At 62.0% G+C, this 12,505-nt stretch carries 11 protein-coding genes and 1 pseudogene; 7 read left to right on the forward strand and 5 right to left on the reverse strand.

Going from position 1 to position 12,505, the window contains the following annotated elements:
* The first annotated feature begins 1 nt into the window (after position 1).
* The 4 genes from SMAL_RS12570 (at position 2) to SMAL_RS12585 (ending at position 3,163) form a co-directional block, all read left to right on the forward strand.
* A complete protein-coding gene (locus SMAL_RS12570; protein WP_041864548.1) occupies positions 2 to 1,960 on the forward strand; it encodes a MacB family efflux pump subunit in 1,959 nt (652 codons plus the stop codon).
* 90 nt (positions 1,961 to 2,050) lie between these two features.
* On the forward strand, positions 2,051 to 2,446 hold the full coding sequence (locus SMAL_RS12575; RefSeq protein ID WP_012511457.1) for a hypothetical protein: 396 nt from the start codon (positions 2,051 to 2,053) through the stop codon (positions 2,444 to 2,446).
* A 26-nt stretch (positions 2,447 to 2,472) separates the two neighbouring features.
* Complete coding sequence (locus SMAL_RS12580) at positions 2,473 to 2,850, forward strand: EF-hand domain-containing protein (RefSeq protein ID WP_012511458.1); 378 nt, start codon at positions 2,473 to 2,475, stop codon at positions 2,848 to 2,850.
* Between the two features lie 115 nt (positions 2,851 to 2,965).
* The gene (locus SMAL_RS12585) at positions 2,966 to 3,163 is read left to right on the forward strand and encodes a hypothetical protein (protein ID WP_005410142.1); all 198 of its coding nucleotides are present in this window, start codon (positions 2,966 to 2,968) and stop codon (positions 3,161 to 3,163) included.
* A gap of 110 nt (positions 3,164 to 3,273) precedes the next feature.
* On the opposite strand, the pseudogene SMAL_RS12590 reads toward SMAL_RS12585, so the two are convergent.
* From SMAL_RS12590 to SMAL_RS12600, 3 genes and pseudogenes are all read right to left on the reverse strand, one after another.
* Positions 3,274 to 4,596 (reverse strand): annotated as a pseudogene (locus SMAL_RS12590) (Smlt3024 family type IV secretion system effector).
* 31 nt (positions 4,597 to 4,627) lie between these two features.
* On the reverse strand, positions 4,628 to 5,491 hold the full coding sequence (locus SMAL_RS12595) for a Smlt3025 familytype IV secretion system inhibitor (RefSeq protein ID WP_012511459.1): 864 nt from the start codon (positions 5,489 to 5,491) through the stop codon (positions 4,628 to 4,630).
* A 197-nt stretch (positions 5,492 to 5,688) separates the two neighbouring features.
* Complete coding sequence (locus SMAL_RS12600) at positions 5,689 to 6,036, reverse strand: winged helix-turn-helix transcriptional regulator (RefSeq protein ID WP_006375128.1); 348 nt, start codon at positions 6,034 to 6,036, stop codon at positions 5,689 to 5,691.
* A gap of 102 nt (positions 6,037 to 6,138) precedes the next feature.
* Here SMAL_RS12600 and acuI point away from each other — a divergent pair, with 102 nt between their 5' ends.
* Entirely contained in the window at positions 6,139 to 7,128 is a 990-nt protein-coding gene (gene acuI, locus SMAL_RS12605; RefSeq protein WP_006375129.1) for an acrylyl-CoA reductase (NADPH), read from the forward strand.
* A gap of 128 nt (positions 7,129 to 7,256) precedes the next feature.
* Positions 7,257 to 7,577 carry a hypothetical protein gene (locus SMAL_RS12610; RefSeq protein ID WP_032971059.1) on the forward strand — a complete coding sequence of 107 codons (321 nt, stop codon included), beginning with the start codon at positions 7,257 to 7,259 and terminating at the stop codon, positions 7,575 to 7,577.
* A 69-nt stretch (positions 7,578 to 7,646) separates the two neighbouring features.
* On the opposite strand, the gene SMAL_RS12615 is transcribed toward SMAL_RS12610, so the two are convergent.
* Positions 7,647 to 7,871, reverse strand: a complete 225-nt coding sequence (locus SMAL_RS12615) for a hypothetical protein (protein ID WP_006375131.1) — start codon at positions 7,869 to 7,871, stop codon at positions 7,647 to 7,649.
* Between the two features lie 163 nt (positions 7,872 to 8,034).
* Here SMAL_RS12615 and SMAL_RS12620 point away from each other — a divergent pair, with 163 nt between their 5' ends.
* Positions 8,035 to 10,788, forward strand: coding sequence for a UvrD-helicase domain-containing protein (locus tag SMAL_RS12620; protein ID WP_012511460.1), 2,754 nt, complete (start codon positions 8,035 to 8,037; stop codon positions 10,786 to 10,788).
* 254 nt (positions 10,789 to 11,042) lie between these two features.
* Here SMAL_RS12620 and SMAL_RS12625 read toward each other — a convergent pair whose 3' ends face one another.
* The gene (locus SMAL_RS12625) at positions 11,043 to 12,296 is read right to left on the reverse strand and encodes a chymotrypsin family serine protease (protein ID WP_012511461.1); all 1,254 of its coding nucleotides are present in this window, start codon (positions 12,294 to 12,296) and stop codon (positions 11,043 to 11,045) included.
* Between the last annotated feature and the right edge of the window lie 209 nt (positions 12,297 to 12,505).

The raw sequence follows: 12,505 nt of genomic DNA on the forward strand, positions 1-12,505 counted from the left end.
TATGACCATGACCGAGCCACTGCTGCGCGTTCGCGGCGTACGCCGTGAATTTGCCGCGGGCGAGCAGACGCTGGTGGTACTCGACGGCATTGACCTGGATATTCACGCAGGTGAACTGGTGGCCATCGTAGGCCAATCCGGTTCCGGCAAGTCCACACTGATGAACATCCTGGGTTGCCTGGATCGCCCTTCCGCCGGCGTCTATCAGATCGCCGGGCGCGAGACCTCGCAGATGTCGCCTGATGAACTGGCCGAATTACGCCGCGAGCACTTCGGCTTCATCTTCCAGCGCTATCACCTGCTGACCGATCTGACTGCACTGAGCAATGCGGAGGTGCCTGCGATCTACGCCGGCATGCCTGCCGAAGCACGCCATGCACGGGCAGCCACCTTGCTGTCGCGGCTGGGTCTGGGCGAGCGCATGCAGCATCTCCCCGGCGAGCTCTCGGGCGGCCAGCAGCAACGCGTTTCGATTGCGCGTGCGCTGATGAATGGTGGCGCGGTGATCTTCGCCGACGAACCCACGGGTGCGCTGGATACGCATTCCGGAAAAGAGGTGATGAAGATCCTCGGCGAGCTGCACGCCGAGGGCCATACTGTGGTGCTGGTCACGCATGACATGGCCGTGGCCGAGCATGCGCAGCGCATCATCGAAATCCGCGATGGGCGGATCGTGGATGATCGTGCAACCGGTACAGCTCTGGCAGCGGGCGTGGTCAGGCCAGCCGCGCCCCAATCCACGGGTAGCGGCGGCTGGCAGGTCTGGCGGGACCGGTTCGCTGAAGCCTTCCGCATGGCACTGCGCGCGATGAACGCCCACCGCATGCGCACCTTCCTGACCATGCTCGGAATCATCATCGGCATTGCTTCGGTCGTGGCGGTGGTAGCACTGGGCACCGGTGCACGGCAGGCCATCCTGTCCAACATCTCCTCGTTGGGTACCAACACGATCGAGATCTATCCCGGTTCCGGTTTTGGCGACCTGCACTCGGCGCGGGTGGAAACACTCACCCCCGGCGACAGCGTGGCCCTGGCCCGGCAGCCATTCGTGGACAGCGCCACCCCGGGTGTTGCCACCAGCGGCACCGCCCTGCGCGGCAACCGCTCTGCCAGTGTGCAGGTGCAGGGCGTCAGCGAGCAGTACTTCCGCGTGCATGGCCTGAAGCTCGGCGAGGGCGCCTTCTTCGGTCCACCCGGCGTGGCCGGCTACCAGCAGATGGTGGTGATCGACGCCAATACCCGCGAACGCTTCTTCGCCGCGACCGACAATCCGATCGGGCAGACCCTGCTGCTGGGCAATGTCCCGGTGCGCGTGGTGGGCGTGGTGAAGAAAGACGCCGGTGCAGCCGGTGATGCATCGTTGCTGCGGGTATGGCTGCCCTACACCACCGCAATGGCGCGCGTACTGGGGCAGAGCCACGTCTCCAGCATCACCGTGCGCGTCTCGGATGCGATCAGCATGGAAGCGGCTGAGCAGGCCATCGCGCGACTGCTGACTCGCCGCCACGGCAGCACCGATTTCTACATGAGCAACAACGCGCAGATCCGTAGATCCATTGAACAGACCGCCGGCATCCTGACCATGATGATCAGCTCCATCGCTGCCATCGCACTGGTGGTGGGCGGGATCGGGGTGATGAACATCATGCTGGTGTCGGTGACCGAGCGAACCCGCGAGATCGGCGTGCGCATGGCGGTGGGCGCGCGACGCAGCGACATCCTGCAGCAGTTCCTGATCGAATCGGTGCTGGTCTGCCTGCTCGGCGGCGTGCTCGGCATCGGCGTGGCACTGGCGCTGGGCGCGGTCATGGAGCTGGCCGATGCGGGCTTCAGCCTGGTGTTCTCCGTCAACTCGATTCTGGCTGCATTCGTGTGTTCCAGCCTGATCGGCGTTGGTTTCGGCTTCCTGCCGGCACGCCGTGCCGCACAGCTGGATCCTGTGGAGGCGCTGGTTCGATAGCCGCTGCACTTGCTCGCCCTGACGGCAGGTTCGCGCAATGTCTGCGGGGTGTACTACGGCTACCAACGATGTCCGCACAGGAGCTGGACGATGTTTCTGAAGACAGGAAGAACCGCGCTGATTCTAGCGGTCGCTGCGCAGCTGGTGTTGATGCCGTACGCCGGCGACGCCCATGCGCAGCGTGGCGACCGCTACAACCCGCAGTGGAACCAGGACTACCGCGATCGGGAGCGCGATGCATGGGAACGGCGCAAACGTGAGCGGGATCATGAGCGTGAACGCGAGCGCCGGCACGACGCCAAGACCGCCAGTGTCGTGGTGGGCGTGGTAGGTGCAGCGGTGGTGGCCGGCGTGATTGCCGCTGCCGCCAAACGCGAGCGCGAGACCCGGGAGCGCGCCGACTACTGCATGAACCGCTACGGCAACTACGATCGTCGCAACGACACCTATCGCGGCGCCGACGGCTACACCTATCCCTGCCGCTGATCTGCAATTTTCAAGGAGAATCACCCATGACCAGGATCACGCTGGTGATCGCACTGTGCACTGCCCCGTTGCTGGCCCAGGCCACACCCACCGACCCGAAGCAGGCTTACATCGACGCCACATTCACCGCCATGGATGCCAACAACGACGGACGCGTTGACAAGACCGAGTACGCGAAATTTCAGCAGGAACGTTTCAGCAAGCAGGCCGATTCAATCGACGCCGCGTTTTCCGCAATGGACAAGAACAAGGATGGCAGAATCAGCAAGGAGGAAGCCAACGTGGTGCCGGAGATCGCGAAGTACTTCGCGGGCCTGGACACCGATGCCGACGGCTATCTGTCGCTGAAGGAAATGCAACAGGCCATGGTTGCCGCTCAGACTGCAGACGCGCCAACAAAGTAAATCCAGGGCGGGGCGCTGAAGATGGATACCCATCCGGGCGCGGTGCGGGTTGAATACACCCTCTTCCCACGTTAGCCTCCGAGGTGCCCAAGGAGGGCTATCAACGGAGTGAAGCATGAAGATTGGATTCAAGCTGTCTGTTGCTATTGCGGCCGCTGCACTGACCCTTGGAATCGGCAGTGCCTCCGCGCAGTCCCGCTGTACCCCGTGCTACACCGCCTACGACGCCTGCCTCGCAGCGGGCAATGGCGAGAAGGTGTGCTACCCGGCGTTTGCCCGCTGCCTGCGAAACAGCGGTTGCACCATCCCGTAAGTCACGCACTGCCGTGATGTGTGCCGGCCCCCATTTCGGGGGCTGGCATTGGCTGTCAGGCATTGCCCCATGCTACTGATAAGGTTCCATACGCGATGGGCGGAGTGATTTCATCCCATCCGCATCGCGCTATTTTCGCGCGCCTGCACTTCGATATCCTGCTGGTGTTGCCCGGCGGTCTGCTGCCGCTCCAGACTGGCGGCTTCCATCTGCTGCAACGACTGCGCAACCGGCGTATGCACTGCTACATCTGTGGGCATTGAAACGCGCAGGTGGGCGGGATCGTTCATCTCGCCCTGCACCACGAACACGTTCCGCCCTGCGGGAGTGTCGGCCGTCTGGGCGCTCAGCAGCACGTGATCGGCGCGTTCAAGCTGGTTGCGGCGGGCCAAGGCCATCACGCTCGCCACAAGACGCTCGCTGTTCTCATCGTGGGTACGCCCGGCGCTGGCATCGATCGCGGCAACGCCTTCGCGCACCTGCTGCATCAGTGCGTACTCCCGATGGCCGGGGCCGATGTCCGCCAGGCGGGTCGGCGCCTGTGAGGGATCCGGCACGTCGTCCGCCGCTGCGGTCAGCGGGCTGCGGGTAATGGTCCGATACGGATCGTCCGGGTGGAACTGGGTACGTTTTTCCTGGCGTTCCAGACGAACCTCGCGCGCGTCGTTGAGTTCAGCGATACGGGCGGGATCGGTGATCTCGCGCAGCGACATGTGACCGCCGCCCGCACTGACGCTGGCCCATTTCCTGTCGGCTTCGAAGTACATCGCGTAGTAGCTGTTGCCGCCGATGACGTTCGGATCGACCGCTGAGCGCCCCTCCAGTGCCTGGGTGGCTTCCAGCACGCTCAACCGGGTCAGGTACTGCCCGCCCTTCGCCCATCCCATCTGGCTGATGGCATCAACGCTGGTGTTGCCTACGCGCGGGCCTCCGGCGTAGTCGTTGTCGAGCATGTTGGTCCAGATCTGCTCCAGCTTCGCGGGGCCGCTCTTCTGCTCGGCCGCCTCCAGCAGCACGCGCGGCGTCCAGCAGTTGGGATCAAGCTCATGCCGTTCAAATGCCCGGTCGTGGGCCAGCATCACATCCTTGCCGGGAAGATTCAGTGCCAGGTCTGGGCGGCGCTCGTTCATCCACTGCTGCCGCAATTCAAGATCTCTTTCGAGCAGGGTCTGCCCAAAGGACTCCTACTGCCGCTCGGTCAACTGTGCATTTGAGAAACGCGATCCCTCATCCTGTTGGGTCTTCGCGTAGTTCTGTGCATAGGTGTTCGCTACACGTCCCGGAAGGCTGTCATTGCGTACAACACCCAGTGCCAGCGTCCCGTAGCCATCGGCTCCCGGCAGCTGCGACAGGTAGTTCCAGTAAAGCTCGCGGTTGCCGTCTCTGGCATAGCTGCCAAGGACTCTGAGATCGCGTTCGGTCAATCCACTCATACCCTGTCCCTTCCCTTCCTTGATTCACCGATCACTGGGACCGGGTGCGCGCGATGACATCCCTGACAACCTCTTCCATACGCTTCCAGTCCTTCAGAAACGCTCTCTTGTAGTCCAGGCTGACGGACAGCTTGTTGTCGATGTCCACGAAGTAATGAACGCAGCCGGCTGCCACTTCTCCTGGCTCACTGATCACCTCGCTTCCCTCCAGCCGCACGCCGTCGCGTCGGAATTCCTTGCCGTCACATTTGATGAACGAGCTGATCCGGCCGTCGGCCTGGCGTGCGATGTACCAGTCTCTCTCGTAGGCGGGATTGCGGACAGGCGGCTTCCCGTACCGCGCCTCATACTTCTTCGCGTACACCACCATCTTCGCTTCGTCGATTGCATAGGGCGTCAGCCCCAAGGTCTCCGGCTGTGCAACGCGTTGATCGAGACGATCCCTGGGATCCTCCCTTTCCACAGAATCCTCTTCCGTGACGGCTTCATTTGACGACAGCCTTGAAAGCAGTGTTTCGACGGGAACGCGATCAACGTAGTTGATCCGAATGGGAATCTCCTTCCGGAAATCATTCGTACGCGGATTGGCCCGGGCACCTGGCAGTGTCGGCTTCATGTCCGGCCACTCGATGACCAGCGTCACGCCCTCGCCAGGCCACGGTGCGATCTGGCTGTCCAGGTAGTTGGCCTGAATGCGGAAGGTGTTCGGCCCCAGCTTCACGTCCACGGGGGCATCGGTATAGGTGTGACCGTTGATCGTGCGGCCGGTCTGGGTTGCGCCGGACATGGCGGGATTCCTTTCGTGTTCGGTGGACGGCGGACGTGCACACGCGCCGGCACTCACTACGACGGCAAGCGCGAGCGTCAGGCAACGGCCGGGAGACATCACGTGCATGGGCATTCCATTGCAGGGTTCCGGCGCCACTATAGGCAACCGGGCGTCAATGGAACAGGAATTGCTTCGCAGCCCGTCACCGAGTGAGGCGGCGCTCCACATGCGCTGCCTGCAGTACTGCGGCTATTCCCGTGGTCTCCAGGACGCTGCAGGGAGCATGGGCCATGTCGACGATGCTCGGCGCTCCGCCTCAGGTCTCAGCCGTCGCCGTCCGTGCTTCTATGGCCGCGATAGGTTTCACCCCACTCGCGCATCGCCAGCAGCACCGGCACCAGCGTGCGCCCGAACTCGGAAAGCTCGTACTCCACCTTCGGCGGCACTTCCGGGTACACGTGGCGGATCACCACGCCATCGGCTTCCAGTTCACGCAGCTGGCTGGTGAGCATGGACTGGGTGACATTGGGCACCCGCCGCGTCAGCTCCATGAAACGACGCTTGCCGGTCATCAGGTGAAAGAGGATGACAGGCTTCCACACGCCCCCCATCACCGACAGCGTGACCTCCACAGCGCAACCGCTCTTGCCGTCCCAACGCTTGCTACGCATGAATACTCCGGAAAACCATAGTACCTACGGAAAATCATCGTTCTTGTTGCGATAACGGTGCGAGCCTAGCATGGGCTCATCCACTGAACGTGAGCCCCCGCCATGAGTTTCAAGGCACTGCTGACCCGCAAAACGAACGACGGCGTATCCACGGAACTGGTCGATTTCGATGACGCCAACCTGATGGACGGCGACGTGCTGGTGCAGGTTGAATATTCAACGCTGAACTACAAGGACGCACTGGCCCTCACCAATACGCGCCCGGTCATCCGCACCTTCCCGTTGATTCCCGGCATCGACCTTTCCGGCGTGGTACTGGAGTCGAGCAATGCCGATTTCCAGCCCGGTGACCGTGTCGTGTTGAATGGCTGGGACCTGAGCATGGGCCACCATGGCGGCCTGGCACAGCATGCCCGCGTGCGTGGCGAATGGCTCAACAGGATTCCCGACAACCTGACCACCCGCGACGCCATGGCCATCGGCACCGCTGGCTATACCGCCATGCTGTGCGTACTGGCCCTGGAACAAGCCGGCGTGACGCCCGACAAGGGCGATGTGCTGGTGACCGGCGCCAACGGTGGCGTCGGCTCGATCGCGGTGGCGATCCTTTCAAAGCTGGGCTATCGCGTTGTGGCCGCCACCGGGCGCCCGGAACACGCCGAGTATCTGCACAGCCTGGGCGCCGCCGAGATCATCGATCGCGCGCAGCTTTCAGAACCGCGCGACCGTCCGGTGAGCGCCGAACGATGGGCCGGCGTCGTCGATGTGGCTGGCGGCCCTACCCTCGTCAACGCGATTGCCGAGACGAAATACCGCGGTGCCGTCGCCGCCTGTGGCCTGGCGCAGAGCGACGCGCTGCACGGCTCGGTGCTGCCCTTCATTCTCCGCAACGTGATCCTTGCAGGCGTGGATTCGGTGAATGCGCCGCAGGACGTTCGCCAGCGTGCGTGGGACCGGCTTGCCACCGACCTGGATCCGCAGAAGCTTGAAAGCACGGTGCAGCTGATTGGGCTTGCCGACGTGCTTGAGGTTTACGAGCAGATCATTCCGGGCAAGGTGCGTGGGCGGATAGTGGTGGATGTGAATGCCTGAGGAAGCCTTCGCAGCGGATTCCATCCGGCAACGAATGGTGAACACGCCGTGAAACCATGCGAGCGGCAGTGGCCGCTTGCCACTGCTGCTCGCATACGCTCAGGTTTCCGTCGACTGTGGACACCGCCATGTCAATGACTGCACTCGCACTTGCGACCGCTCTTTCCGGCCTGCCCGACATTGCCTGGGAGCGCGAGCGCGGCGAAGACGCACACCAGCTGATGCTCTGCCAGATCCATCGCGATGAGCTGATGCAGGATGACGCGAAGAGCGATGCCTACCAGCGTGCCAAGGCGGTCTGCGATCTCCTGGCGCGTGAGTACAGGAACAAATGGGATTTCGATGCGCAGGAGGCATTGGCGGCATCGACAGTGGATCTGGATGAGCTGATCCGGCGGGGAGACCTGGTTGAGGTGCCTCCAACAAGGCAGGACCGCGTCTACGAGTGATTCCGTGCTGGCAGGTGCTGGCACCTGGAGCTGCCGCAGGGCAACCAGTTCCAGTGCCGATCGGCGAGGCTAGCGGATGCGACTCCGCGCCAGTGCCAGGCGCCTGATCTCGTCTGGCAGAAGGATGACGCCGTCCTCCATCTCGATGCGCATCTGCGAGACATCACCCTCGTGCCCCTGCATTGCAGCGGTCACCAGAATCTTCAGAGCATCCGTGCGGATATCGTAGCCGCCGACGGTGTGCTTCAAGGTACCTACGCTGTTCCAGTCGTTTTCCATGATCGGCGCCCACATCCACAGGCTTCATGCTGGCAACGGCCTTCACAAACGTCAATGAAACCGGTCGCATGGCCGGCCATGAAGCGAAAAGCCACAAGCGTCGTCAACGCCCCTTATCATGGAGGGGTAAGGGCTCTGCAAGCCCAGTTGACGTACGCAAGGCAGTATCTGGATGTCTATGGAATGGCGCCCCTCGGGCTGGGGCCTGCGTGTGACCCGCTCGCCAGGCTGGCAGCTGTGGCTTGACGGCGAACATATTGAACTTTTGATTGAAGGCCGCCAGTACCGGCAACACGTAGCTGACGACGAGCGCGTGCAGGTCATCCCTGGACTCTTCTGGGCCAAAGTCATCCTACAGACCCAGGGCGACGGCGTGCTGACCATGAATGGACTGCCCAACGGCCAGGCCTCCCGGCTCGCGGCAGCGCTGCAGCAGGTGCGCTTTGCGGGTACCACGCGCGGGCGCAAGGCACTGTTCGACACGATTCTGGAGCAGATCCAGTCGTGGCTGGCCGAAGCAGATGCCCTCATCGACCGGGGCAGCACCGGCCGCCGCTGGATCACGCACGAACAACAGCAGGCACTGCTGGCCGGTCGCCCCGGCCTGCCGCTCCCGCAGCGCGAGCTGGAACAATTGTTCCTGGATGAGGATGTGCACGAGGACCTGCATTCGCCCAGCCACCGTGTAGCACTGGACGCCCTGCACGACTGGCAGCTGGACTGGCCCACGGCCTGGGCCGACGCCAACGCAACCATGGCAGCGCGCGAACGGGTACTGGCCAAGGACTTCCTGGACCGCGTCGAGAGCAAGCCGCTGACCGACGAACAGGCCCGCGCCGTCATCTGCTTCGACAACCGCGTGCAGGTCGTCGCCTCCGCTGGCTCTGGCAAGACCTCCACCATGGTCGCCAAGGCCGCTTATGCCATCGATCGCGGCTTTGTCGAACCCGAACGGATCGTGATGCTCGCCTTCAACAAGGATGCCGCCAGGGAGCTTGAAGAGCGCGCGCAGCGATGCTTCGACCGGCTCGGCATGGGCGACACCGTGGTTGAAGCCCGGACCTTCCACGCCCTCGGCCTGGCCATCGTCGCCAAGGCCACCGGACGCAAGCCCGACATCGCCGAATGGACCACCGACGCCACGCTGGGCTTCAACAAGCTGGCCGAACTGGTGGACGACCTGAAGGATCGCTCGACCCACTTCCGTACCCAATGGGACATGTTCCGCTTGGTGTTCGGGCGCGACCTGCCGCCATTCGGCACGGAAATGGAGGCCGATGGCTACGACCGCGATGGCACGCCCTACATCCGTACCCTGCAGGGGGAACGGGTGAAGAGCCTGGAAGAGTGCGTCATCGCCGACTGGCTCTTCTACAACGGCGTGACGTACGACTACGAGCGACGCTACGAGTTCGACACCGCGACAGACACCCATCGCCAGTATCGTCCGGACTTCTACTATCCGGACGCCCAGCTGTATCACGAGCACTTTGCGCTGGATGCCGATGGCCAGCCGCCGAAGCACTTTGCCAACTACAGCGAAGGGATGCACTGGAAGCGCCAGCAGCATGTGGCGCGCGGCACGGCCCTTGTCGAGACGACATCCTTTGGCCTGCGCAGCGGGCATGCCCTGCTGGACCTCGCAGAGAAGCTTGGCGAGTGTGACATCGAGCTCGACCCGAATCCGGACCGCGAGCTGCCCGATCAGGGTGCCAAGCCGATGCCCGATGCGGACCTGATCGGCTTGATGCGCACCTTCATTGCCCATGCCAAGAGCAACTGTCTGACGCTGGATGACATGGCCGCGCGCCTGCGGCAGATGCCCGAAGACCAGTTCAAGGAGCGGCACCGTCGCTTCCTGGAAATCGCCGGGCCGGTCTTCCAGGCCTGGGACAACGCGCTGGCTGACGAGCGTGGCATCGACTTCGAAGACATGCTCAATATGGCCGCTGGACTGCTGGAACAGGGCCGCTACGAATCGCCTTACGATCTGGTGATGGCCGATGAATTCCAGGACGCTTCGCGCGCCCGCGCACGCCTCTGCCGTGCATTGGTCAGCCAACCGGGCCGCCATCTGTTCGCGGTGGGCGATGACTGGCAGTCGATCAATCGCTTCGCCGGTGCCGACGTTTCGGTGATGACCGGATTCCGCGAGTGGATGGGCCATGGCCAGGTGCTGAAACTGGAACAGACGTTCCGCTGCCCACAGGCGCTCTGCGATGTGTCCGGCCGCTTCATCAGCCGCAATCCCGCGCAGATCACCAAGGAAGTTCGCTCTGCCGCACCGGCCATGGGCCCGGTGCTGCAGGCCTTCCAGATGAACCGGCGGGAGGAGGTGCAGGATGGCGTTCGCCAGTACCTCGCCAAGCTGCATCAGCAGCTGCTGTCCGGTGCCGTTCCACAGGGCCGCAACGGGCGCGTGACGGTCTTCATCCTGGGGCGCTACCGCGCCGATCGCAGCGCGATGCCTTCGGATTGGAAGACAGCCTTCGGCAGCACGATGGAGGTCGAGTTCCTGACCGCACATCGATCGAAAGGACGCGAAGCGGACTACGTAATCCTGCCGGGCATGATCAACCGCAGCTTTCCGAGCCTGCGCGCGGATGACCCGGCGCTTTCGCTGGCGATGCCGGATGGGGATACCTATCCGCTGAGCGAAGAACGGCGGTTGTTCTATGTCGCGCTGACGCGTGCGCGACGTTCGGTGTCCATGTTCACCCTGCAGGGGAAGCGTTCGCCGTTCCTGGATGAACTGGTGAAGGACGGGGCTGTGAAAGTAACCGCAATTTCAGGCGCGGCCATCAATGAAGAACGCTGCCCAGTGTGCAAGGTGGGCGTGTTTGTGGACCGCAATGGGCCGCATGGGACGTTCCGGTCGTGCTCCAGTTACCCGTTGTGCCACAACAAGCCGAAGGGTGAGCGACGCAGGTAAGCGCGTTCAGCTACACCCATATGCGCCCGCCCATACCAAGCCGTGCAAGCTGGCCTGATGGTTCAATGGCTGGACAGCAGCTGCGGAGGCAGAAAAAAAGGCCTCTGCTCCCAGGGGCCATTTCATGATTCTGGCGGAGAGAACGCCGGCCATGTAGCCGACGTCGCTGGTACCAGCGACGTCGCCAGCTGCCCAGACCGTATGGAGATCAATACACGGCTCAACCAATCAGAGAAGCTTATTGAGGTCGGTCTCTAGTTGGGCTGGAACCCCCAAGCCCTGACGCGACTGAACGGCATTCCGGTGAGCGACTTGCACTCGCCCGGCAGCGGTGTGTCCGAGCGCGCAGACTTGACAATGCCATAACCGGTGTTCTGGAAGAACATTGCAGCACCGCTGTCGCCACCACCACAGGCGAGCGAACTTCCCTCTACCTTGAACCAGACCTCATCGCATTGCATAGACTCGGTGGGCCCACAAATATTTCCAGGACTATGCGCAACCGACGTGACTATTCCACAGCTGTATCCGCTACGCGAACCACGGAAGCAGATGGTACCGTCTTTCGCTGGAACATTGTAAACGTTCGAAATAAAGCGCGTGGACACTGTTGACGACGCGTACGCCTCCAACAAAGGAATGTGTGGAGATGGAATTCGATGCCATTGCACATCGGTTTGCGCATCGTTCCTCTGATCTTGGAATATCAAAGGGAACGTAACCAAAGTCCCGTTCTGGCTACTTCCATAGTTGCCGTAGATGACGTCGTCGGGGCAATGCGCCGCCGTTATGATTCCCTTTAGACCTGTAGCCGTGTGCTTCACCGTAAATCCCGTGGTGCAGTATGAATTGTTTGACTGCAGCACGGCTCCGCCGATTGCATATATGGAATTGCTTTCAGGAACGTCCGACGTCTTGAAACGGAGCTTTACGCCATAGGCACGTTCGAGCTTGGACAGAATTCCCATATACTTCCGGGCGTCCTGTTCATCCCCACGTATTCTGACCTCGGCCTCGTTATCTCCGGCATATCCGGTCAATCCAACGAAACCCGGGATAGCTGACTGTGCTGCCAGCCGAATTTCCTTCAGTTGCCTGGTGAACTCCTCCTCGGTGAAGAGGTGCCCAGAAGAGAACTCGACACGTGCTTTACCAGCCGCCGTCGTCCATTGCCGCCCTGCAACAGAACCATCTCCCTTGAGCTTCACCGAAACATGAAAGTCAGGCGACTGCTCGATGCTGATTTCCGTCAAGCGCCCGGCATACTCTCGGCGAATGTCCTGGATGCTGGGCGCCACTTCCGCCTCCAGCTGAATCCGCCTGATTGCCTCATCAACTGATAGAGACTTGACTCTGGAAAGGAGGGAGCTGACTGCAACCGCAGTCTCCTCATCCAGCCCCTTCAGTTTCTCACTTTCGGACACATTCTTCTGTGCAAGTACAGTGGTGGGCACAACACTCCCTAAGATGAGTCCGAGCACACTCACGTAAATATCGCCTGTTTTCACTTAGCCTCCTCCAATGAATGCTGTAGGAATCTTGCGCAGCCTGTTGCAGACTGAGCATGAGTGTACGACGTGATTACGATTGCTATTGCGTAGAGTGTTCCATTTTTAACCGTCGACCTGTTGTCAGGGAGCCGCTGGCCCGGGATACGCTCGATGGAACCCACCGAGGATCGTGGCCCCGAATTTAACGTCCTGCGCACTCCCTCTGT

It is taken from the genome of Stenotrophomonas maltophilia R551-3, assembly GCF_000020665.1.
Taxonomy (GTDB): Bacteria; Pseudomonadota; Gammaproteobacteria; order Xanthomonadales; family Xanthomonadaceae; genus Stenotrophomonas; species Stenotrophomonas maltophilia_L.

Excerpts from the sequence above, each read along its gene's own strand:
- SMAL_RS12570 (WP_041864548.1), top strand. The coding sequence starts at position 2 with ATGACCATGACCGAGCCACTGCTGCGCGTTCGCGGCGTACGCCGTGAA.
- SMAL_RS12575 (WP_012511457.1), top strand. The coding sequence starts at position 2,051 with ATGTTTCTGAAGACAGGAAGAACCGCGCTGATTCTAGCGGTCGCTGCG.
- SMAL_RS12580 (WP_012511458.1), top strand. The coding sequence starts at position 2,473 with ATGACCAGGATCACGCTGGTGATCGCACTGTGCACTGCCCCGTTGCTG.
- SMAL_RS12585 (WP_005410142.1), top strand. The coding sequence starts at position 2,966 with ATGAAGATTGGATTCAAGCTGTCTGTTGCTATTGCGGCCGCTGCACTG.
- SMAL_RS12595 (WP_012511459.1), bottom strand. The coding sequence starts at position 5,491 with ATGCACGTGATGTCTCCCGGCCGTTGCCTGACGCTCGCGCTTGCCGTC.
- SMAL_RS12600 (WP_006375128.1), bottom strand. The coding sequence starts at position 6,036 with ATGCGTAGCAAGCGTTGGGACGGCAAGAGCGGTTGCGCTGTGGAGGTC.
- acuI (WP_006375129.1), top strand. The coding sequence starts at position 6,139 with ATGAGTTTCAAGGCACTGCTGACCCGCAAAACGAACGACGGCGTATCC.
- SMAL_RS12610 (WP_032971059.1), top strand. The coding sequence starts at position 7,257 with ATGTCAATGACTGCACTCGCACTTGCGACCGCTCTTTCCGGCCTGCCC.
- SMAL_RS12615 (WP_006375131.1), bottom strand. The coding sequence starts at position 7,871 with ATGTGGGCGCCGATCATGGAAAACGACTGGAACAGCGTAGGTACCTTG.
- SMAL_RS12620 (WP_012511460.1), top strand. The coding sequence starts at position 8,035 with ATGGAATGGCGCCCCTCGGGCTGGGGCCTGCGTGTGACCCGCTCGCCA.